This is a genomic window from Grimontia sp. THUN1695 (assembly GCF_059704325.2).
Genome location: NZ_AP046577.1, coordinates 3090048 through 3110529, shown reverse-complemented (window position 1 = coordinate 3110529; position 20482 = coordinate 3090048). Strand labels below are relative to the sequence as shown.

The window sequence follows — 20482 nt, the reverse complement described above, 5'->3', positions numbered from 1 at the left end:
AGGTTTTCCTCTTTCATCGTCAAAAGGGATGTCAGTGCGGCACCATGGCCATCTGATCCCGTGTTCTTTTTCTGTCGATGAACTAAGACGACCGTTTTTTGGGGGACTTAAATAAAAAATAAAGATGAGAAGCGAGAATCTAGCAGAGTAGAGAATAAACGAGAGAAATGAAAAGGAGGGATGCAGGGCGGCAGGCGGGCTGGTGTATGCCTGCGGCGGATAATGTCCACCGCAGTACGGGTATCAGTGGCCGTTTTCGGTATCCAGCAGGGCCACGACATTGTGGCGGGTGGCGTTGGCCTGTGCCAGCAGGGCCGGTACGGCGTTATTGACCAGCAGCAGGGTAATGTCTTTGGGTAACTCAAACCAGCTGGCTTCAATGCTGCCATCCGGGGCGATCAGGGGTGCATGTTCGTCTGGAGTGTAACGTCGCACCAAGGGGCTGGCAGCCAGACTTTGTGCCAGTTCTACTTCCCTCTGTTTTTGTTGTTTATCCAGTGCTTGCAGGGAGTGATGGATTTTCTGTAACAGGCGCTCGATATCCGCCAAGGCCTGGCGGATGGTCTCCGGTTTGCTGAAGTCCAACCCGTCCAGATCGGGGCTGTGTGCTTCCTGCGGCTCGACTTTGGCCTTGACGGGGTTGCCTGCCGGAAGAACCTGACCATTACCCGACACCCAGATCCCGCCTTTGATGTCAGGCCAGCGTCCTTTGTCAATGGTGAAAATCAGCTCACCGTATTTGTCCAACGCCACCTGAATATCACGGGGTGCCAGTGCCTTATTCAAGGTTTCTGCCACGGCTTTGGGGGTGTCATCCCAGCGAATACGCGCCCGAACCGTGCTTGGCTGGCCGTGGTCAAACTGAAAACGCACCACTTCATCCTGATTGCGCCAACTATTCAGACGCACCCCTTTTATGGTAAAGCTGTGTTGATCATTGCTGCCGCGCAAGCGTGGTGACAAGTCATGGTGCAGCACAGGTTCACCGTCGTAGCGGGTGTCTTTGGCCAACCGGGTCAGCCGGCTTTTCAGGTGACTGAGCGACTGTTGCAACTGTGGCTTTTCATTTTCCCGAGCCTGCAAACTGCGGCGGGCAATCTGGCGCAGCTGTTCCAACAGGGCCACAGCCTCTTTCAATGCAGAAGCCGCACTTTGTGCATGGGCAGCCTCTTGATGTTTGACCTTGGTTTCGACCAAGGCTCCGCGCTGCCTCCCTTTCGCCAGCAGTGGACGTTCTGACGACGGCGATGGCTGTTCACGCTTTGCGGTGACACGGGCGGTTTCCGTCACTGGTTGTGACGTTACCGGATCCAGTGTGGCGCCTGACGGTGCCGTCACGGGTGGCTGCTGGATGTTGACTTTGTTGACCAAGACGCCCTCTTTTTTCACTGCATAGGGCAACCAGGGTTTGCCCTTTGGGTTAAACGCGCGGGTGTGTGTACTGTTACATCATCTTGAACAGGGACAGGTTTTGGATCTTGGTATAGGACATTTGCGTTGCCTGTAAGGCGGCCATATGCGTATTCAACCGTAAGATAGCTTCACTGTAATCCAGATCTTCAACGTCGCTGATCAAGTTTTCGTTCATTAATGCATTGTCTTCGTGCGCCCCAGCAATGCGATCCATTGAGGCACGTTGCGCCCCCACGTCTGTCAATACCTGTCCCATTCCCTCTCTCACAGCCGTGATATGGGTTTGGGCGCGCGATACGCTGGCGGTCAGGGCATCTCCGGTCACTGCTGGGTCACGCAAGTCGTCGATCACAGATTCCAGCGTGTTAAAAATATCACTGCCATCATCCGCACCATTGAAGTATAGGTCATGTGCGGTCTGGTTGGCGGGGATCTGGGTCGACTCGGCGACAGAGACCATGCGCTGCTCTTGGTTTCCCTGAAACACATACAAGCCGGTATCAGGATCGCGTGCCACGGCAGGGGTGTCTGTTTTGGTGCCGGAGAAAATATAATCCCCGTTCGGGTTTTGGCTGTTTGCCTCACTCAGCAACTGGTCAAGGATCCCTTCCAGCTCGCTGGCTATCGCCTCACGCCCTGTTTTATCGCTGTTGCTGGCGTTGAGTACACTGGCCACCAGCTCCTCTGCACGCAATAACGCATTGTTGGAGGCGTCAATGTGCGACTCCGTCAGGGTGAGCTGTTTTTCCAGGTTAGTGATATTTTTCTGGAACTGGGCAATGTTTGATTGCTCACGGTTGAGCATCATCACCTGCACAGCACCCAGCGGATCGTCCGACGCGGCCAACATTTTTTTCTGTGAGCCCATTTCTGTCAGAACCCGGTTCACGCCCGCTGTTGATGTCTGGATGCTGGTGAGCATCATCTCATTGAGTTGCGCTGAACTTAAACGCATGGCTGACTCCTCCGCGGTTAGTGGAACATGCCCATGGTGATATCCAACAGCTGCTGTGCCGTTGAAATCACTTTGGCATTCGCCTGATACATTTGGGTGAATTGCATCAAACTCACCGCTTCTTCATCCAGGTTGACACCGCTGACGCTATCACGCGCGTTTTCTGCATGTTTTACCTGGCTTTCTGCTGAAGCCATGTCCGTTTTTGACTGTGAGGTTTTGATCGCCCAATCGCCACACAGACCGGTGTAAGCGGTAAACAGCGTTTTGCCATTGAGCTTGTCAATGGTGTCGCCATATTGCGCTAAATCGGTCTCTGACAACCCTACTTTATCGAGGGTGATCGGCGCATTTTTCAGGCCAATCAATGCCTCCAGATTGTCGCTGTTACCCGGTTCATCCACCGTCCCGTTACCGGCAAAGGCCAGCGCTTTGGGATCGCTGACCAGCAGAGTCAGGTTTTTCGCTGCCCCTTCAATCTGATCCACGCCACCAAACAAGGGCTGTCCTGGCTCACCGTTCAAATCTACCCCTTGGATGTGCTGGGCGTTGAACTGGGTAGCAAAGCTGTAGGCCATCACATCCAGCTCCCGTTCCAGCGACTGGAGGTGACCGTCCCGGTAATTGAGCATGCCGCCAATCGCCCCCCCGGCACTGCTGCCGAGCGTGAATGTGCTCTCACCACGCTTAAGCACCAACCCACCGTCACTGTTTTTCGTCAGTTGGCTGGCACTGGCCCCATTCACCAGTGGCTGGCCTTGATCCAGAGAAACCGACACCGAACCATCACTGTGGTAGGTGGTGTTGATATCCATCATGCTGGATAACTCAGTCAACGTGGCATCCCGCGCATCCAGCAAGCTGGATTTTTCTGCTTCTGAGCCATTCGCTTCACGCAGGCTTTTGTTCAGGCTCGCCAGGTTCGCCATCAGGGTATTGGCTTTGTTCACGTTCGCTTCCAGTTGACCGTCAACCTGTTTCTTCTGGTTTTCCAGCTGTTGGCTCAGGTTGTTAAAGCGATCCACCATCGCCTCACTTTGGCTGATGATGGTCTGACGGTACGCAATATCCTGCGGCTGTGCCGACGCTTCATTCAACGCGGCATAAAAACGATCCAACCCAACATTCAGGCTGGTGTTATCACTGGTCAGCAGCGTTTCGGCCTGGCTGAGGTACTGCGTGGTTGCCTGATGGTAGCCAAACCCGCTGCGCTGACGCTGAATCTGCAGGTGGGTGAAGGTATCTGACATACGTTCAACGCTCGACACCTGAACACCACCATCCTGTGAACCAAAACTGATGCGCTGGCGACTGTAGCCAGGCACCAGGGATTGGTTGATGTTCTGGCCTGTAACAGAAAGACCGGCGCTCGCCGCATTCAATCCTGAAAGGCCAATGTTAAATAAGTTCATAGGTCATCTTTTCCCGTGATTCATTCATCACCATGCAGGGCAAGGGTATCCTCGCCTGCCTGAGGGTTAAATTGACGTTGTTGCAACAGTGAAACCGTGCCTTTTCCCCAATACTGGGCGCTGTGATTGGTCACAGCAGAATGATCAACCGCGTCTGACGTGGTAATGGCGAACGGTTCAACGTTACCGGGGGTGCTTTGGTTATCTATAACGACCGTTTTTTCATCTGTCTTAACCGTATTTTTTTGACTGAGCTGACGCGTCAGCATGTCAGCAATCCCCAGGCTCTGCTGTCGGCTCAATTCCACAGCCAACTGCCCATCCAGCATGTCACGGTAGAAAGTTTGCTGACGACTGTTAAACAGGCCGTCTTCTTCCTCTCTCAGTGCATCAGAGGCTTGACGCATGTGCTTGAGCACTGTTTGTAAAAACAGGGCTTCAAACTGTTGGGACGCTGTCTGTAACGCCGCGTCTTTATCAGGATTGGCTTTGATGTTTTGTAGCGTATGTGTGTCATTAAACAGGCGCTGCATATCGGTATCATTTACTTTCATTACAGGATCACCAATTCACCATCCAGTGCCCCGGCTTCATCCAGCGCGATCAGGATTGCCATCAAATCATTGGGAGAGGCCCCCAGGCTATTCACCGCATCCACCAGCGTTTGCAACGAGGTGCCTTCTTCACTTTCCGGCCAGATAAACACCTTGCCTTTTTCTTCGTCCACCGACACGGTAGAGTCAGGCGTGATCGCGGTGTTCCCCTGTCCAAACGCATTCGGCTGGCTGACATTGAAATTTTCCATCACGCTGACTGTCAGGTTGCCGTGGCTCACCGCAGCAGTATGGATATGCACATCCTGTCCCACCACCACAGTGCCTGTACGGGCGTTAAAGACCACTCGGTCTTTGCGGGTGGTTTCTTCGACGTCCAGCTCTTCAAGCATCGACAGAAAAGTGACACGCTGGCTGGTATCCAGCGGTGCCCGCACACGGATTCGGGCATGACTTTCCGCCACGGCCACATCCGGCCCAAACACTTTGTTGATCGCTTTTTCGACATTGCGCGCGGTACTGAAGTTGGGCTTTTTCAGATTCAGGACCACCTCTTCTTCTGTGGTAAACGAGGTCGGTACTTCCCGCTCGATGATGGCGCCGTTCGGGATAAGCCCCGCCGTCGGGATATTCACGGTAACACCCGACCCACTGCTGCCCTGCGCCTGAATGCCACCGACCACTAAGTTCCCCTGCGCCATGGCGTAGATCTGACCATCAGCCCCTTTCAGGGGTGTTAACAGCAGCGTACCGCCACGTAAGCTTTTGGCATCCCCCAGCGAGGCCACGGTCACGTCAAGCGCCTGCCCTTTGCTCGCCATGGCTGGCAGGGTGGCACTGACCGCCACCGCCGCGACGTTTTTCAGCTTTGGATCCGCGTTGGCAGGCAACTGCACACCAAACTGGCTCAGCATGTTTTTCACCGACTGCTGGGTAAATTTGGTCTGGTTTTTGTCACCAGTACCGCTCAGCCCTACCACCAGGCCATAACCGACCAGCTGGTTTTCACGGATCCCTTTGACATCCGCAATGCTCAATAAAGGACGGGCCATCGCCTGTGTCGAGATCACTGCTGAAAACAGGGTAAGTAATATCAGGGCACCCGTACCGAGATAGCGGGCAAACACGTTGTGTACTGTCTGTTTCATCACATTGGGAACCATGAGCTGTTGAAGAAACGGGTTAACCAGCCTGCTTCATTGGCATCCGCCAATGATCCACGGCCTGAATAAGTAATACGTGCATCCCCCAAACGCTGGGAAGAAACCTGGTTGTTACCGTCAATATCATCGACGCGCACCAATCCAGACAGACGGATAAATTCATCCCCTTGGTTCAGTCGTAACCACTTCTCGCCACGCACGCGCAACACTCCGTTTGGCATCACCTCATCCACCATGACGGTAATGCTGCCCGACAGGGAATTCTGTTGTGAGCTGGATGAGGCACCACTGAAATCGCGGCTGCCGCTCACGCTTACCTCACCCTGAGGGTAAGAGGTACCAAAGAGAGTCGGGACGCCCATTGCGATATCGCTTTTTTTATCAAAGCTGGTACCGGCTTTTTTGCTCGAACGTGTTTGCTCATCCAGCGTAATGGTCAGGATGTCACCCACGCGGAAAGCGCGTCTATCCTGAAACAAGGCCATGGAATAGTTGGCATTGAACAGCCCCCCATCGGGATCCGGGGTATATACCGGCATGTCCATTTTTGGCACCACCTCTTCCGGTTGCTGCTCCACCACTGCGGACACAGGGGCACACCCTACGACCAACAAGCAAAGTAACGCGGATAACCACATTACCATGCCGCTTTGTGAGCGACGGAAAATCGAAAAATTCACTGACATTCTGTTCATCTGCCGACTCTGGTTGGATTACATTGACTGGCTGATAAATTTCAGCATTTGATCTGCACTGGACACCACTTTGGCGTTCATTTCATAGGCACGCTGTGTGGTGATCATATTGACCATTTCTTCCACCACGCTCACGTTTGACCCTTCCAGCGTGTACTGGCTCAAATGCCCTAAACCTTCTTCGCCCGGCACGCCTTCAATCGGTGCACCTGAGGCGCCGGTTTCACGGTACAGGTTGCCGCCAAGGCCTTCCAAACCCGCAGGGTTGGTAAAGTTCACCAGGGTCAGTTGACCGATTTCCTGAGGCGCTGCCTCACCCGGCATCGTGATATTCACAACGCCATCTTTACCCACAGTAAAGCTCAGGGCGTTTTCCGGGATCTCAATATTCGGAACAAGAGGCAGCCCGGCGGCTGTCACCATCATCCCTTCGCTGTTACGGTGAAACTGGCCATTACGGGTATAGGCTGTGCTGCCATCAGGCATTTCAATCTGGAAGAAACCGCCGCCCATAATGGCTAAATCTGTTGCCTGCTGGGTGTTCTGGTACGCGCCGCTGCGCATCAGTTTCTGGGTACCCACCGTGCGTACACCGTTACCCAGTTGAATGCCACCCGGTACTTCATTTTGCTGATCAGCCATGGCCCCAGGCTGTTTTTTGGTCTGGTAGAACAGATCTTCAAACACAACACGGTCTTGTTTGAAGCCGACAGTGTTGACGTTTGCCAGGTTGTTAGAAATCACCTGCATTTGGGTGTCTTGCGCCGCAAGACCCGTTTTACTCACCCATAGTGCTGCGTGCATTGCTTTAAACCTCTGTACTTACTCTTATCAGTTGCCACGAACGAGACGGTTTCCGGTAGAGGCCAGTTCCTCTGCGGTTTTCATCATTTTGATCTGAAACTCAAAGTTACGTGACAGATCAATATTCTTGACCAACGCATCAATGGCGTTGACGTTACTGCTTTCCAAATACCCCACGGCAACCGTTACGCCCTGATCCGCATCGACAGGCTCACCGCTGTAGGTACGGAAAAGGCCATCCTCCCCTTTGCGGAGCTGGTTAGGCTCTGGCTTCACCAGTTTGAGTTTCCCGACTTCCTGCACTGCTGCTGAGCCCGCGGTCACCACAGAAATCGTGCCGTCCTGGCCAATCAGTAATTTTTCGTGTTCAGGGATCGCAATGGGCCCGCTATCACCCAGAACAGGGCGTTCGCCCAGCATCAGATCACCGTTCTCGTTAAGGTGAAAAGCCCCTGCGCGGGTATACGCTTCTCCGTCTTCCCCAACCTGAACTGCGAAAAAGCCGTTGCCACGGATTGCTACATCCAACGGGTTGTCAGTGCGCTTTAACACGCCGGGCGTGAAATCGCTCCAGGTACTGCCTATCCCCGTCAGCGTGCGAGTCTCCAGCCCCTTACCCTGAATCTCGACGCTTTTTGCCAAACCGATATCAGCGCGGAAACCATCGGTGTTCACGTTTGCCAGGTTGTTCGCCAGTACTTGCTGCGCCGTGATCACGCGTGTTGCGCCAGATACCGCTGTAAAAAGTAATTTATCCATGACTTAATCGGTTACATGTTCTGGAACAGGATCTGAACCATTTCCTGGCTTGCCTGAATGGTTTTCGCGTTGGCTTGGTAGTTGCTCTGCGCAGACATCAGGGACACCATCTCTTCGGTCAAATCGACGTTTGAACTTTCATATGCCCCCACACGCAATGCACCAAACTGGCCTGTACCAGGCTGGCCAAACAAGGCAGTGCCTGAGCTAAAGCTTTCTGTCCAACGCGTTCCGCCCGCTTGCTGCAACCCTTCCTGATTCGGGAAACGTGCCAGTACCAACTGGCCTTGAAGCTGCGTTTTCCCGTTGGAATAACGTGCATACACCGACCCGTCTGCATCAAAGTACCAGCCCGCCAGTTTGCCCGGTGCGTACCCGTCCTGTTTGCTTTCGTTAATAGAGAAATCGCTGCCAAACTGGGTAAATTCCGACACGTCCATCTCAATCTTCATCTCTGCTGAGCCGTTTTTTGGGGTTAAGGTCACGGAGATAGGCTTGTCAGGCTCAGTCAGCTTGCCGTTCTCATCAAACTCCAGCTGCGTATTTTTAGGATCTAATTCCTCACCATCGGCCACGTAATGCACATTCCAGGTGTTCTCATCAGTTTTGACAAAGTACTGGGTGATTTCATGTTCACCGCCCAGTGAGTCGTACACCGTGGTGGACGCACTGCAGGTAAAGGTTGACGGGTCATCTTTGTCGAACGGTTTATCTTTCGGAACAATAACCGCTGCACTCGCATCCAGGTTCACGCCCAGCGACACTTTGGTGGTCACTTTCGCGGCCATGTCAGCGGTAGAGATTTGCAAGTCGGTCAGCGCACCGTTTTGGATGCTGCCGGTTTCTGACACCCCATACCCCTGCAGGCGCAGACCGTCTGCGGTCACCAGATAACCATCAGAATCCAGATTGAAAATGCCGTTACGGGTGTACATACGCTGGCCATTTTGTTGCACCATGAAAAAGCCTTCACCGTTGATCGCCAGATCGCTGTTACGGCCGGTAGAGGTAGCGGCTCCACTGGTAAAACTCTGACGCACATTGCTGACTTCAACGCCGCCGAACTCACCGCCACCAAACTGGGGCGCATACACATCCTGAAACTCGGTGCGCGACGATTTGTACCCCACCGTGCCAACGTTAGAAATATTGTGCGAAATGGTGTTGATTTGATCTGATGTTGCGCGCAGACCACTCAAACCAATATTGATAGACATGACTTGGTATCCTCTCTGTAAATGTTATGCTGCGATTTCACGCATGTCGTACATAGACATCTTGCCGATGCCTTTCAGGTTCAGCATGATGACACCGCCATCAGACGGTATATTGACCGACTCAACGTCCGCCGCGATCATCATGCTGTGGGTGTCTGCGCTATCGCCGCGCTCACTCACCACGTCAAAATAAAATTCACCGGTGCCCAACTCCTGTGCGGATAGCTGGAATTCCACCATGCCAGCCGGCCTTGCCCCCAGCTTGATTTCCTCTACCACTTTGCCTTTATCGTCGTATACCACCACTTTGGCGTTATCGACCGCTTCATCAAACTGCACCCGGGCATCTACCGTCTGGTTTTCTTTCAATGTCAGGCCGTTATTCACGTCCATCAGCACTTTCTTGCCCACCAAACTGGTTGCCTGAAGCATTTCTACGTTGGTCATGCCAATGTTCAGGTTGTTCAGGCCCACTTTGACGCTTTCCAGACTTTCTACCGCTGACATCATGCCCAGTTGGGTCAGGTATTGCGTACCGTCAGTCGGGTTTAACGGGTTTTGATTCTGAACCTGTGCCACCATCATGGTGAGAAAGTCATTGCTCGATGGGTTCATCCCATTGGCACCGACTTGCGTTTCACTCGCCACCGACTGATGGCTGTAAAGGGATTCAGATCGTACTTGTGCCAAGCTCATACAAACTCCTAACCTGTCTGTCCAAGACGCAGAATGCTTTGCTGCATGCTGCGTGCACGCGTCATCACATCCACGTTGGTTTCAAAATTGCGTGATGCAGACATCATGTCGGCCATTTCTTCAACCGGGTTGACCTGTGAATAAAACACATAGCCTTCTTTATTCGCCAACGGGTGGTTCGGTTCATAACGGCGTTGCAACGGCGCATTGCTCTCTAACACTTCTTTCACGCGCACCATCGCACCCTGAGTGCCGTTGCCTTTGTCTACCATCACAGTTTCAAAAACCGGACGCTTGGCCCGGTAGCCTGTTTGCTCTGAACCCGACACCACATCGGCGTTTGCAAGGTTGCTCGCCACGGTATTCAGGCGAACCGTTTGCGCCGCCATTGCCGAACCGGCAATATCGTAAATAGTTGAAAAAGACATCGTTTACTTACTGCCCCTTAATTGCTTCACGCAAACCGTTAAGCTTCATGTTCAAAAACGTCATGCTGGTTTCAAATGCCATGGCGTTTTCTGCGAATTTCGCCTGCTCGACACCCAGCTCTACCGTGTTACCATCTTGCGAAGGCTGCATCGGTTCGCGGTACTGCAACGTATAGTGTTGCGATGCATCACGACGTTGGATGTGATTCATCCGCGCCTGATTCGCGATGCTGTCCATGGCTTGTTCAAAGCTGATATCCCGTGCTTTGTAATTTGGGGTATCGACATTGGCTAAATTGCCGGCAATAACCTTGGCACGTTGAATTCTGAAATCGACCGTGTTTAGGTGGACACCCAGCGCTTTGTCAAAATCAATCGTCATAGTGCTCTTCGTCTCAGAAAAATATCGCGGCACCTTTAGCAGCTTCCGTGCCAACATTTACCGGGGCAAATATCAGTGAGTTACAGTAGGTTCCACCCCAATTTTCCGACGAGGCGGAAGCAAAACTTCCTCTTTTCCGCCCTGAAAGGGGGACTGTTTTTGGTCGCCTGGCTGGGAATATTTTCCGCCTCTGCCCATGTCAGTACGCCCGCTGTGAGCCGTACTTCCGTGGTGGCATTTGTTGAGCAGTCGGTTGCTGACTTTGCACGCTCGGTAGGCAGTGACGCCTTCACTGTCACCGTCGATACGTTTGAGGTGCCGGGCACATGTGATACGCCAGTCACGATGGCGCTGAGTGACCCAACCCGCCCTGTCGGGCGCTTTACGGTGATCCTCAGTTGTGAACAGCCGAAATACTGGAAGGTACGGGTAAAAGCAGAAGCGGCGGTCATGGCCGATGTGGTGGTGGCCAAATCGCCACTGAAACGGGGGCAGGCTATTCAGTTGACGGACATCGCCACAAAAGCCGTCAATATTGCCTATATCCGACATGGGTATTTCACTGACACGGAGCCACTTATCGGCAAACAGGTTCGCCGGAATATCTCGCCAGGGCGGATCTTAACGCCTAAGCTTATTGATCGGCCCGTGTGGGTGAAACGCGATCAGGAAGTCATTATCGAGGCCCGCCGGGATACGATGATCGCCCGCATGAAAGGTATTGCACTGGAAAATGGCAGTGAAGGTGACATCATCCGGGTAAAAAACAGCACGTCAGAAAAGGAAATCCAGGCCCGGGTTTCCTCTCCTGGCACCGTAAGTACGATCTTCTGAGCCATTTAAGCCACTTTTTTCATTTATGAGTTTAAGGTCTCGACAAAGTTGGTCGTTCTTCAAAGACCAGAATTCGGAGCATTTGGGCGTTAGGCAATGATCGGAAAAATTGGATTGAATCAATCGGTAAACTACCGACGTGAAATAAACAATACAGAAACAGTGAAAACACAACGTAAGCCAGAATCAAATATCGCGCTAAGTGAAGAAATGCGCACACTGAATGCTGCAAAAGCATCAATGGAAAACACACAAGACGTAGATATGGATAAAGTGGCAGCCATGAAAGCCATGCTGGAACGTGGTGAGATGACTGTCAACCTCGACAATCTGGCGAACAGTATCATCAACTATTACGAACCGGCGAAAAAATAGCCGACACCGGGGGCGAATATGAACGACCGTACCACCCTTGTTAAGACGTTGCTGTCAGATCTGGCGCAGGACGCAGCAAACTATGACAAACTGGATTCCCTGTTGGCAAAGCAGCATGCGCATTTAACCCGCCGTGACAGCCAGGCATTGAATGCGATAAGCGAAACGGTGCTGCCTTTAATGGACGCATTGAACAGCAATGCGCAGCGTCGCGTGACATGTCTGGAAACACTGGGCGTTTCAGCGGATGATGAGGGAATGCGTAAAGTGCTGACGGCATTGCCTGAGACATATGGTCATCAAGGATTGGCACACTGGGAGCGTATTTATGCGTTGGCAAAACGCTGCCAGGAACAGAACAATGCCAATGGCCGTTTATTAGCACAGCAAAAACAGTTGTTCGATAAACTGCTCAAGCCTGAACACGCTTTCAGTTACGCACCCAGCCTATAAATAAGCAAACACCCGCCGACACAAAACAGTATGTCGGCGGGTGTTTATTTGCTTATTCGATCCATTCACCGCACCATCAATCCACATAAAAGTAAAGCGCGCGCGTCAACAGGACTGATGTCGGCGGGCGCTCGCTTGCATCGCCAATTCATCCAGCATTTTCTGCTCGGCTTTGGCTTTTTTCTGGTTAATGGCGTTCATCCTTTTTTCTATAACCTTGTCGCACATTTTCACCTGACGGTGCTGAGTAACGACACGTTCATTCACACTGCGCAGTTCTATCTCTGACAGCATCATTTCCTGCTTTTGCATCAGGCTCAGGTTGTCAAGCTGGCCGCGAAAGCGCGCCGTCCCCTTCATCAGCAAGGACGACACCTGTTCGCCAGCAGAAAACGCGTATTGCGTCTTCAGGTTTTCCAGCAAATTAAGACGCTCCTGATGTGCCTGATGGAGGCGGGCTGCTTCTCCCGCTTGGGTTTTCAAATCATCCAGCCGCTTTTGTTGCTGATCCCGCCAACGGCTAACTGCTGCTATTCTCCGCATGATTAATCAACGCCCGGTATTTGCATGAATTGATCCATGCTGTCCGTGAGCGTAACGTTTTCATGCATGGTTTGCTGAAGAAACTGGCAAATCGACGGGTATGCCTGCACAGCCAGATCAAGCTCGTGATCCGCGCCTTGCTGATACCCCCCTAACGAGATCAACTCCTGAACCTGCCGATAACGGGCATACAATTGTTTCACCCGCTGTGCGCGTTTCAGATGTTCTGATGACACAATTTGCGGCATGGCACGGCTAATCGATTGTTCAATGTCTATCGCCGGATAATGCCCTTGCTCTGCCAACGCACGGTTCAGGACAATGTGCCCATCCAGGATCGCCCGCGCCGCATCGGCAATCGGATCCTGTTGGTCATCCCCCTCTGACAACACGGTATAAAACGCCGTTATCGACCCACCGTCACTGGCGCCATTGCCTGCCCGCTCGACCAGTTGGGGCAGCAAGCTGAATACGGAAGGCGGATACCCTTTCGTCGCCGGGGGCTCCCCTACCGATAAGGCGATTTCGCGCTGTGCCTGCGCATAACGCGTCAGCGAGTCCATCAGCAGCAAGACGTCTTTGCCCTGATCGCGGAAATATTCCGCAATACGGTGACAAAGTACCGAGGCACGCAGTCGCATCAGCGGCGGATCGTCAGCAGGAGAGGCGATCACTACGGCGTTGCGCATGCCTTCTTCACCCAGCGAATGCTCGATAAATTCACGCACTTCCCGTCCACGCTCCCCGATCAATCCCACCACGGTGATCTCGGCAGAGGTATTGCGCGTCATCATACCGAGCAGCACACTCTTTCCGACACCCGAGCCTGCAAACAGCCCCAAACGCTGGCCTTTGCCCACACTCAGCATGGTATTAATCGCACGCACGCCAACATCAAGCTGATGGGTAATAGGCTGACGTTTCAGCGGATTAATGGTATCGCCCTGTAAAGGCACACGCTGTTCGCAACACAATGGCCCCAGACTGTCTAGCGGCTCACCCAATCCGTTGAGTACACGCCCCAACAGGTTTGGACCCACCGGAATTTTGCTGTCACCAAACAGTGGCAAAACGCGGCAACCCGGACGCAGCCCGGTGGTGTGACGGATTGGCATCAGTACCGTCGCATGGCGGTCAAACCCGACAGCTTCCGCTTCCACCATGTCACCGTGATCGGTTTCAATCAAACAGCGCTGCCCCGTGGACAAGCGGCAGCCCACCGCTTCCATGGTCAATCCGGCCATACGCACCAAACGTCCGTAGCTGCGCGCAACGGGAACCTCAGGAATATGCTGACCTGCGCTCAACAGGCGTGCGGACAGTTCCGCGGCATAATCACGCATCGCCCATCACGCTCTCACGTACCGAATCCATGCAGACCTCCAGACGTTCATCGATATCGGCAATGGCCTCAGTATCATCACTGACGACGCGACAGCTTCCTGTTGTCAATAATTCATCCTGTTTCAGCGTCCAGCTTGCTACCGCATCTGGCATTAATTCAATCAGACGCTGGCAGTCCTGCGGATTTAAATACACGGTGACATTTTTCTGTTGCTCAGGGATCTCAGCCAATGCTTCATTGATAAGGCGGATCATATGGCTAGGCTGCAATGTTAATTCGGTACGAATCACCTGGTATGCCACCTTTTCCACCAAATCACAGATCATTTCACTTTGATCACGAACATACTGGTGAAACAGCGTTTCTGTCTGCTTCATCAACTGATCAACCGCGGTGACAGAGCTGTGCATTTGTTCTTTCACTTGCTCTATCCCCTGCTGAATACCTTGTTGCAGCCCTTCCTGCCTACCTGTTTCAACACCCTGGTTCATCCCTTCCTGATAACCTTGGTCGAACCCTTTTTGGTGGCCATCATCAAAGCCACGCTGAAACTCATCCTGATAGATGCCACCTTCATTGCCATACACGTCATCCTCTGCAGAAAACAGCGAGGGGAAATGGTAGTGTCGATACTGCCCAGGCGTTGGATGCATAATTAACGGCGCCCTCTTATTCATACTGAATCCGCCCTTTTTATTCACTGAACAGTTGCAATTCGATTTCTCCCGAATCAGCCAACTGACGCAGCAAGGTAACGATCTCTTGTCGTGCTTCTTCAACCGCACTCGCACGCACGCGCCCACTGCTTTCGATAGCATCTTGCAAAAATTGCGCAGCGCGTTTTGTCATGGTGGCAAAAATCTTGTCCTGCAGGGCTTGGCTTGCGCCTTTCAGTGCCACTGCCAGGGTTTCCTGATTAACATCCTGTACCAGGCGCTCCAGCGTTTCTTCACTCTGCTGCTCAAGAATACTGAAGTTGTACATTTTACTTTCCAGCTTCCCAACCAGCTCAGGATCGTGCTCTTTCATGCCTTGCATGACTTTGAGACTGTAATCAGGCTTGAGACGATTAATGATCGCTGTCGCCTGATCAGTGCCGTCAATCGGCGTGCTGCTTTGCTGCGCAGGCAATTCAAGGAAACGGTTAATCAACACCTGAACCTCTTCCACCATACTTGGATGGATTTCACTGAGGTTCGCAACACGATAAAGCAGATCGTCCATGCTGCTTTCCGGCAGGTGCATCAATACCTCCGACGCCACATCCGGATCGAGGTAAGCCAGAAACACCGCCTGCATTTGTGGGTGTTCGCCACTGATAAGCTCAGCAATTTTTGACGGCTCAAGCCACTGCAACGATTGCAGGTTCTGTTTCAATGTGTCGCCATAAATTGCATTCAGCAAAGGCTCAGACAACGAGCGCCCCAACGCTTTGTCCAGCGTGCGTTCAAGATACGCACGCGACGCACCTGAAATGCCGGACTCCGCTCTGAAATCATCAAAAAATCGACGATATACGTTCGACACTTCATCATTTTTTAATGCAGGAAGGCTGGCCATTGTCATTGTCAGCTGCCGCACTTGTTCGCGGTTAAGCTGCTTCAGCACATTCGCTGCAGCTTCTTCGCCCATACTGAGCAAAAGAATGGCGGCATGTTCTACGCCTGTATTAAGATCAAATGTCTGCATTTTTCGGGGTCATCCACTGTTTCACAACATGGGCAACACGCTCTGGCTCTCGCTCAGATAGCATTTGTAAATACGACGACTGACCTTCAAGTCCCGTTTCTGGTGTCGGCAAGTCTGGCATGTCATTCATCGCAGGCGTTTTACTGCCCTCTGAACCGACCGCCATATCAGTACTCCCGCCCACCAACTCGCCCGCAACGGTTCGACTCAGCGCGCCCTCATTGGCGCCTGCATTCATCGTTTCCAGTGACACGTTCTGCTGACGCGGCGTTGAGGTTGTCAGAGCGCGGACAGCGGGACGAATAACCACCAGCAATATCACCAGAGATACCACCGCTGACAAAATGTAACGCAGGTAATCCAACCAAATATTATCCATCCACCAGGACGGCGTTGACGCCAACAACTCAGGCGCATCCGTATTAAATGGATGCACAAACAGACTCAGCTTGTCACCACGCGCCTCATTCAGCCCCAATGCATCAATCAGCATGGTGCGGATACTCTCGCGTTGTGCATCACTAAAGCTCTCCGCCTCGCCGTTAAGCAACACCGATACCGTCAGGCGTTCAACCGAACCTTGTTGGTACTTGATGTGCTTTAACGTACGGTCAACCGCATAGTCTTTTGACGATTCACCACGCTTGTTAACCAAGGTGTCATCACCGTCTTCTTTCCCTTCTGGCAGTCGGTTACTCTGTGTGCCCGGCACGCCTTCTGGCTCCTTCTGCCCCTCATTATCAAACGAACTGAATTCGTTACGCACCGTTCCTTTCGGGCCATAGGATTCTTCCGTCGCTTCCACGCGGTCAAAATTGACACTTGCCGCGACTTCTACCTGAAAGTTGTTGACGCCCACCATCGGCCGCAGCATTTTGGCGGCGCTTTCAATGTACTCGGCTTCCAGTTTTTGTGTGTAGCTGAGGTACTGGCTGTTCCCCAGTTCACCGATACCGGTCCCCTGCCCAATCTGGTTGGACAATAAGTTACCGTGCTGATCAATCACGTTAACGCGATCAGCCTGTAGATCAGGCACGCTGCCTGATACCAAATTGACGATGGCGGCGATGTTGTCACTATGCAGCACGTAACCTGGCGTCAACACCACCACAACGGATGCCGATGGCAGCTCCTTATTACGACCGACAAACAAGGTTTGCTTGGGAAGCGCCAAATGAACGCGCGCATTACTGACACCATCGAGCGTCATAATTGAGCGGGCCAGTTCCCCTTCAAGACCATGTCGGTATCGGGCGTTTTCGATAAATTGACTGGTGCCTAAGGCAAAATCTTTATTCAGAATTTCCAGTCCGGCAGGTACTTTTGCCTCTATACCCGCCGCAGCCATTGCAATACGCGCTGCCGCCACCTGACTGCGCTCAACCATGATGTTGCCTTTTTGTGGCTCAACGTAGTAGTCGAAGCGATTTTGCTCAAGTGCAGCAATCACCTGATTGCGATCATATTGCTCCTGTTCGCCATAAAGCGGACGGTACTCCCCTCCTTGCCAGAGTCCTAATACCACGGCGACAGCGACTGCAACCGCAATAGTGCCCAGCAGCGCAACAGTGCGGGCGCCACTAAACACACGCTGCGGTGAAACCGCCATATTCAGCGTGGCTAATTTGTTTTTGAGTACGTTGATCACCTACGTCACCTATTACACTACACCGGCATTTTCATGACATCGTTGTAGGCCGTCATCAGGCTGTTTCTCACCTGCACCATGGCCGAAAATGACAAACTGGCTTTCTGGCTGGCAATCATGGCTCCCACCAGATCATCACTTTGACCGGTGTCGACGGCATGCATTTGGGCTGATGCTTCTTTACCCATGTTGTCAACACTGCGAATCGTGCTAGAGATGACATCAGAAAATGACACGTTCCCCACCGCCCCTTGATTGATAGGGTTAGGTGCAATCGACAGGGTATTAATGTCCGCAACCTGCTGGCGGATATCATTAATTTGACTCACAACACTGTCTACGTTCTGCAGTTCTTTTTGCATTTCATCAACCTCAAACGTTTGGTCATACCGTTAATGATGGAACAGGCTTTTTTCGAATCGCCCAGCTCTTACGCCAGTATCTGATCCACATCCCATCCGTTTTCACGCATGGTTTGGATCTTGTAACGCAGGGCGCGCGTCGTCACCCCTAGTGCTTGCGCGGTCTTACTACGATGACCATCAAAGCGGCGCAATGTATCGATGATGGTGTCAAACTCGGCCCGTTTTCTACTTTTCCGCAAAGACGGACTTTCTTCCTGAGCCACATAATGGCGTTGAGACTCTACGGCTGGCTCTGCAAACATGACTGTCTCTTCTCGCTCACTCATTTGCATTTGTGTCGCCAGATACATCGTGCCCGGCAAATTCAAGTCTTCACTGCGAATTTCACATCCACGACTTAATACCAATGCACGTTGAACCACGTTTTCCAACTCACGGACATTCCCCGGCCAACCATAGTTTTCCATTGCCCGTTGTGCGTCATCAGAAAAGCAAATCGACTGGTGAAAATCCGGCATGTACCGTTTCACCATGTGTTCCGCCAGCGGCAGGATGTCTTGTCGACGCTCTCGTAACGGTGCGCACTGCAATGGGAACACATTGAGGCGGTAATAAAGATCAGAGCGAAAACGCCCTTCAGCCACCGCCTGTTCCAAGTTTTGGTTAGTGGCTGCCACCACTCGGATATCCAGCTTGATCTTTTGATTGCACCCCAGGCGTTCCACTTCACGCTCTTGAAGTGCACGTAGCAACTTGGCCTGCATCGTCAGTGGCAACTCCCCGATTTCATCCAGCAACAGGGTGCCATGGTTGGCGATCTCCAATTTGCCCGGATAGGCCTGGGTCGCTCCCGTGAATGCCCCCTTGGCATGGCCAAACAAAATAGATTCCACCATGGTTTCAGGTAACGCCGCGCAGTTAATCGCCACAAACGGCCCTTTTGCGCGGGGAGAGGCATTGTGAATAAAACGTGCCAACACTTCTTTACCTGTGCCGCTTTCTCCTGTGATCAATACAGAAGCATCCGTTTGGGCAACACGCTGTGCCATTTGAAAAAGCTGTCGGTTGTATTGTGATTCCGCGACCACTTCGCCACCCGCGCCTTCCAGCATTTTCAGCCGATTGACCAACTGGGCGAGATGAAACGCTTCAAACGGCGCCAATAAATAATCGGCTGCACCATGCTGCATCGCGCGTGATACAGAACCCGCCTGATCCACGTTCGCCACCACAACCACAAAACCCCCAAACCGATTAAACGGCGCTTTTGTCAGACACTCCGCAACATCTGAGCCATCGTCGAGTTTGCTCGGTACCAGCACCATATCCCAGTGACGTGATGCCATCACGCGTGAAAACGTGTCAAAACAGGGGGCATCCACCAGTTCAAAATCGGTATGTTGTACCTGCACCAGATTGCTCAGGTTTACCGTAGAACTTTGAAGCATCAAGACTTGCCATTTCTGTTTCATGAATCACCCGACACGATTTTTTTGATTAAACGCACTGTGACATATCGTTTTTTATCGCTTTGCTGTTCCTCCGTGACGATGTATCTGTCTCCATGCCAGCGAATTTCTAATTTCGATAACGGCACACCCGACTCAACCAGCAACGAAGCCACTTCCTCCGCACGGCTTTGCGAAAGACGTAAGTTCGCAGAACGGTCTGAATAATCGCCTGCATAACCATCAATCAGTACCTTGTTGATGGTGCTGTCACTGGCAATCAATTCCGCAATTGACGCCAAATCTTTTGCATTACCCGCATCCACCTCAAACGCGCCATTGGCGAAGTTGAGAACGGTATTTCTTGCTGTTCCATAGCTGATAGGGAGTAGTTGTGCGCGACAGGCATTGAATGCCTCTGCAGCAACAGAAAAATTCACATTGGTAATTTGTAAGCTCTGGATATCCCCCTCACGACCTTGAAGACTGAGCCAAATCCAATCTCCATGTGATAACGCGTCATAAATTGGCTGCGCCTTATTGAGAGAGATCCCGCCATCCAAACGTGCCTGGGTTTTGCCAGCGTAAGTCAGAGGTCCAGCCACATCGGTATGCCAAGGTGGGGCAATAGACTCCACCGACATCAAGCTTTTTACCTTATCGCCAGACGTGGGCTGAATTTCAACGCTGACAGACACCCCCGGCTCAGCAACAAAATTGACGTTGCCAAAACCATCAATCCAATACGTCAATTCACAACGGTTATTGTCACCACTGAACAACCAACGGGTGCTATCTAGATCAGAAAACCAAAGTCTTTCCGCAGAGAAAGCCAGTGGTGAAAACAAAAACAACAAACAGAGCAAGCGCCTCATCAGATGCCTCATTCATGCAGTAACTTTTATCTTCAACACAATGCAATCCCCAGAAGGGAGGATTAGATCCAACGCTACACAGTTTTTTCACGAATGCACCGTTGGAGGGTTTGCAACGTCAGGCTAAGGAAAAGACAACGCCAGCGCATCTGACCACAAAACCAGACAAACCCATTCACCTACTTTCAATGCAGGTGACATTCTTTTTTTCATCAATCACCAGATATCGAAAAAGATGAATTGATCATTTTTTAACCATATCAAGCGCGGACAGCTTTAAACCATAATCACTCCATCATGTCAAGAGACATTTAACTTTCATGCATTATAAGCCTCAAAAAAGCCGTGAAAAACCTCTTTGTTTAAAATTTAAACATTCGATATTTTCGTCTTTTTTATTGCTTTAAATAAAAATGTTTTGATTTTTTA

The 20482-nt window shown here is 51.9% G+C and carries 23 protein-coding genes; 3 read left to right on the top strand and 20 right to left on the bottom strand.

Annotated elements, in window-relative coordinates; genetic code table 11:
• Window positions 1-243: 243 nt before the first annotated feature.
• The 12 genes from AC6IB1_RS17710 to flgB are packed head-to-tail and all read right to left on the bottom strand — an operon-like array spanning window position 244 to window position 10478.
• Complete coding sequence (locus AC6IB1_RS17710; RefSeq protein WP_497567715.1) at window positions 244-1389, bottom strand: hypothetical protein; 1146 nt, start codon at window positions 1387-1389, stop codon at window positions 244-246.
• Between the two features lie 55 nt (window positions 1390-1444).
• Window positions 1445-2368 carry a flagellar hook-associated protein FlgL gene (flgL, locus tag AC6IB1_RS17705; RefSeq protein WP_497567714.1) on the bottom strand — a complete coding sequence of 308 codons (924 nt, stop codon included), beginning with the start codon at window positions 2366-2368 and terminating at the stop codon, window positions 1445-1447.
• 17 nt (window positions 2369-2385) lie between these two features.
• Window positions 2386-3780 carry a flagellar hook-associated protein FlgK gene (gene flgK / locus AC6IB1_RS17700; RefSeq protein WP_497567713.1) on the bottom strand — a complete coding sequence of 465 codons (1395 nt, stop codon included), beginning with the start codon at window positions 3778-3780 and terminating at the stop codon, window positions 2386-2388.
• 20 nt (window positions 3781-3800) lie between these two features.
• The gene (locus tag AC6IB1_RS17695) at window positions 3801-4334 is read right to left on the bottom strand and encodes a rod-binding protein (protein WP_497567712.1); all 534 of its coding nucleotides are present in this window, start codon (window positions 4332-4334) and stop codon (window positions 3801-3803) included.
• The gene (gene flgI / locus AC6IB1_RS17690) at window positions 4334-5482 is read right to left on the bottom strand and encodes a flagellar basal body P-ring protein FlgI (RefSeq protein ID WP_497567711.1); all 1149 of its coding nucleotides are present in this window, start codon (window positions 5480-5482) and stop codon (window positions 4334-4336) included. The genes AC6IB1_RS17695 and flgI overlap by 1 nt, the downstream gene beginning before the upstream one ends.
• Complete coding sequence (gene flgH, locus AC6IB1_RS17685) at window positions 5482-6183, bottom strand: flagellar basal body L-ring protein FlgH (RefSeq protein ID WP_497567710.1); 702 nt, start codon at window positions 6181-6183, stop codon at window positions 5482-5484. The genes flgI and flgH overlap by 1 nt, the downstream gene beginning before the upstream one ends.
• 27 nt (window positions 6184-6210) lie before the next feature.
• Complete coding sequence (flgG, locus tag AC6IB1_RS17680; protein ID WP_497567709.1) at window positions 6211-6996, bottom strand: flagellar basal-body rod protein FlgG; 786 nt, start codon at window positions 6994-6996, stop codon at window positions 6211-6213.
• A 27-nt stretch (window positions 6997-7023) separates the two neighbouring features.
• Complete coding sequence (locus tag AC6IB1_RS17675) at window positions 7024-7755, bottom strand: flagellar basal body rod protein FlgF (protein WP_497567708.1); 732 nt, start codon at window positions 7753-7755, stop codon at window positions 7024-7026.
• Window positions 7756-7766: 11 nt separating this feature from the next.
• The gene (gene flgE / locus AC6IB1_RS17670; protein ID WP_497567707.1) at window positions 7767-8972 is read right to left on the bottom strand and encodes a flagellar hook protein FlgE; all 1206 of its coding nucleotides are present in this window, start codon (window positions 8970-8972) and stop codon (window positions 7767-7769) included.
• 24 nt (window positions 8973-8996) lie between these two features.
• Entirely contained in the window at window positions 8997-9668 is a 672-nt protein-coding gene (locus AC6IB1_RS17665; protein WP_497567706.1) for a flagellar hook assembly protein FlgD, read from the bottom strand.
• Between the two features lie 8 nt (window positions 9669-9676).
• On the bottom strand, window positions 9677-10096 hold the full coding sequence (flgC, locus tag AC6IB1_RS17660; RefSeq protein WP_497567705.1) for a flagellar basal body rod protein FlgC: 420 nt from the start codon (window positions 10094-10096) through the stop codon (window positions 9677-9679).
• 7 nt (window positions 10097-10103) lie between these two features.
• A complete protein-coding gene (gene flgB, locus AC6IB1_RS17655) occupies window positions 10104-10478 on the bottom strand; it encodes a flagellar basal body rod protein FlgB (RefSeq protein WP_497567704.1) in 375 nt (124 codons plus the stop codon).
• 213 nt (window positions 10479-10691) lie between these two features.
• Between flgB and flgA the strand changes: the two genes are divergently transcribed.
• From flgA to AC6IB1_RS17640, 3 genes are all read left to right on the top strand, one after another.
• Window positions 10692-11312 (top strand): flagellar basal body P-ring formation chaperone FlgA, encoded by a 621-nt coding sequence (flgA, locus tag AC6IB1_RS17650; protein WP_497567703.1) that lies wholly within the window; start codon window positions 10692-10694, stop codon window positions 11310-11312.
• Between the two features lie 96 nt (window positions 11313-11408).
• Window positions 11409-11687, top strand: coding sequence for a flagellar biosynthesis anti-sigma factor FlgM (gene flgM, locus AC6IB1_RS17645; protein ID WP_497567702.1), 279 nt, complete (start codon window positions 11409-11411; stop codon window positions 11685-11687).
• Window positions 11688-11705: 18 nt separating this feature from the next.
• On the top strand, window positions 11706-12140 hold the full coding sequence (locus AC6IB1_RS17640) for a flagella synthesis protein FlgN (protein WP_497567701.1): 435 nt from the start codon (window positions 11706-11708) through the stop codon (window positions 12138-12140).
• Between the two features lie 105 nt (window positions 12141-12245).
• Here the strand turns inward: AC6IB1_RS17640 and AC6IB1_RS17635 are convergent, their stop codons facing one another.
• The 8 genes from AC6IB1_RS17635 to AC6IB1_RS17600 form a co-directional block, all read right to left on the bottom strand.
• Window positions 12246-12683: a flagellar export protein FliJ gene (locus AC6IB1_RS17635; RefSeq protein WP_497567700.1), complete on the bottom strand. Its 438-nt coding sequence runs from the start codon at window positions 12681-12683 to the stop codon at window positions 12246-12248.
• A 2-nt stretch (window positions 12684-12685) separates the two neighbouring features.
• Complete coding sequence (gene fliI / locus AC6IB1_RS17630; protein ID WP_497567699.1) at window positions 12686-14026, bottom strand: flagellar protein export ATPase FliI; 1341 nt, start codon at window positions 14024-14026, stop codon at window positions 12686-12688.
• Window positions 14019-14705 (bottom strand): flagellar assembly protein FliH, encoded by a 687-nt coding sequence (gene fliH / locus AC6IB1_RS17625; protein ID WP_497567698.1) that lies wholly within the window; start codon window positions 14703-14705, stop codon window positions 14019-14021. Before fliH ends, fliI begins: the two co-directional genes overlap by 8 nt.
• A 16-nt stretch (window positions 14706-14721) precedes the next feature.
• The gene (gene fliG, locus AC6IB1_RS17620) at window positions 14722-15717 is read right to left on the bottom strand and encodes a flagellar motor switch protein FliG (protein ID WP_497567697.1); all 996 of its coding nucleotides are present in this window, start codon (window positions 15715-15717) and stop codon (window positions 14722-14724) included.
• Entirely contained in the window at window positions 15704-17365 is a 1662-nt protein-coding gene (gene fliF / locus AC6IB1_RS17615; protein ID WP_497567696.1) for a flagellar basal-body MS-ring/collar protein FliF, read from the bottom strand. The genes fliG and fliF overlap by 14 nt, the downstream gene beginning before the upstream one ends.
• Window positions 17366-17382: 17 nt before the next feature.
• Window positions 17383-17727 (bottom strand): flagellar hook-basal body complex protein FliE, encoded by a 345-nt coding sequence (gene fliE / locus AC6IB1_RS17610; RefSeq protein ID WP_497567695.1) that lies wholly within the window; start codon window positions 17725-17727, stop codon window positions 17383-17385.
• Between the two features lie 68 nt (window positions 17728-17795).
• Window positions 17796-19202: a sigma-54 dependent transcriptional regulator gene (locus AC6IB1_RS17605; protein ID WP_497567694.1), complete on the bottom strand. Its 1407-nt coding sequence runs from the start codon at window positions 19200-19202 to the stop codon at window positions 17796-17798.
• A complete protein-coding gene (locus AC6IB1_RS17600; protein WP_497567693.1) occupies window positions 19199-20053 on the bottom strand; it encodes an OmpA family protein in 855 nt (284 codons plus the stop codon). Before AC6IB1_RS17600 ends, AC6IB1_RS17605 begins: the two co-directional genes overlap by 4 nt.
• Window positions 20054-20482 lie beyond the last annotated feature (429 nt).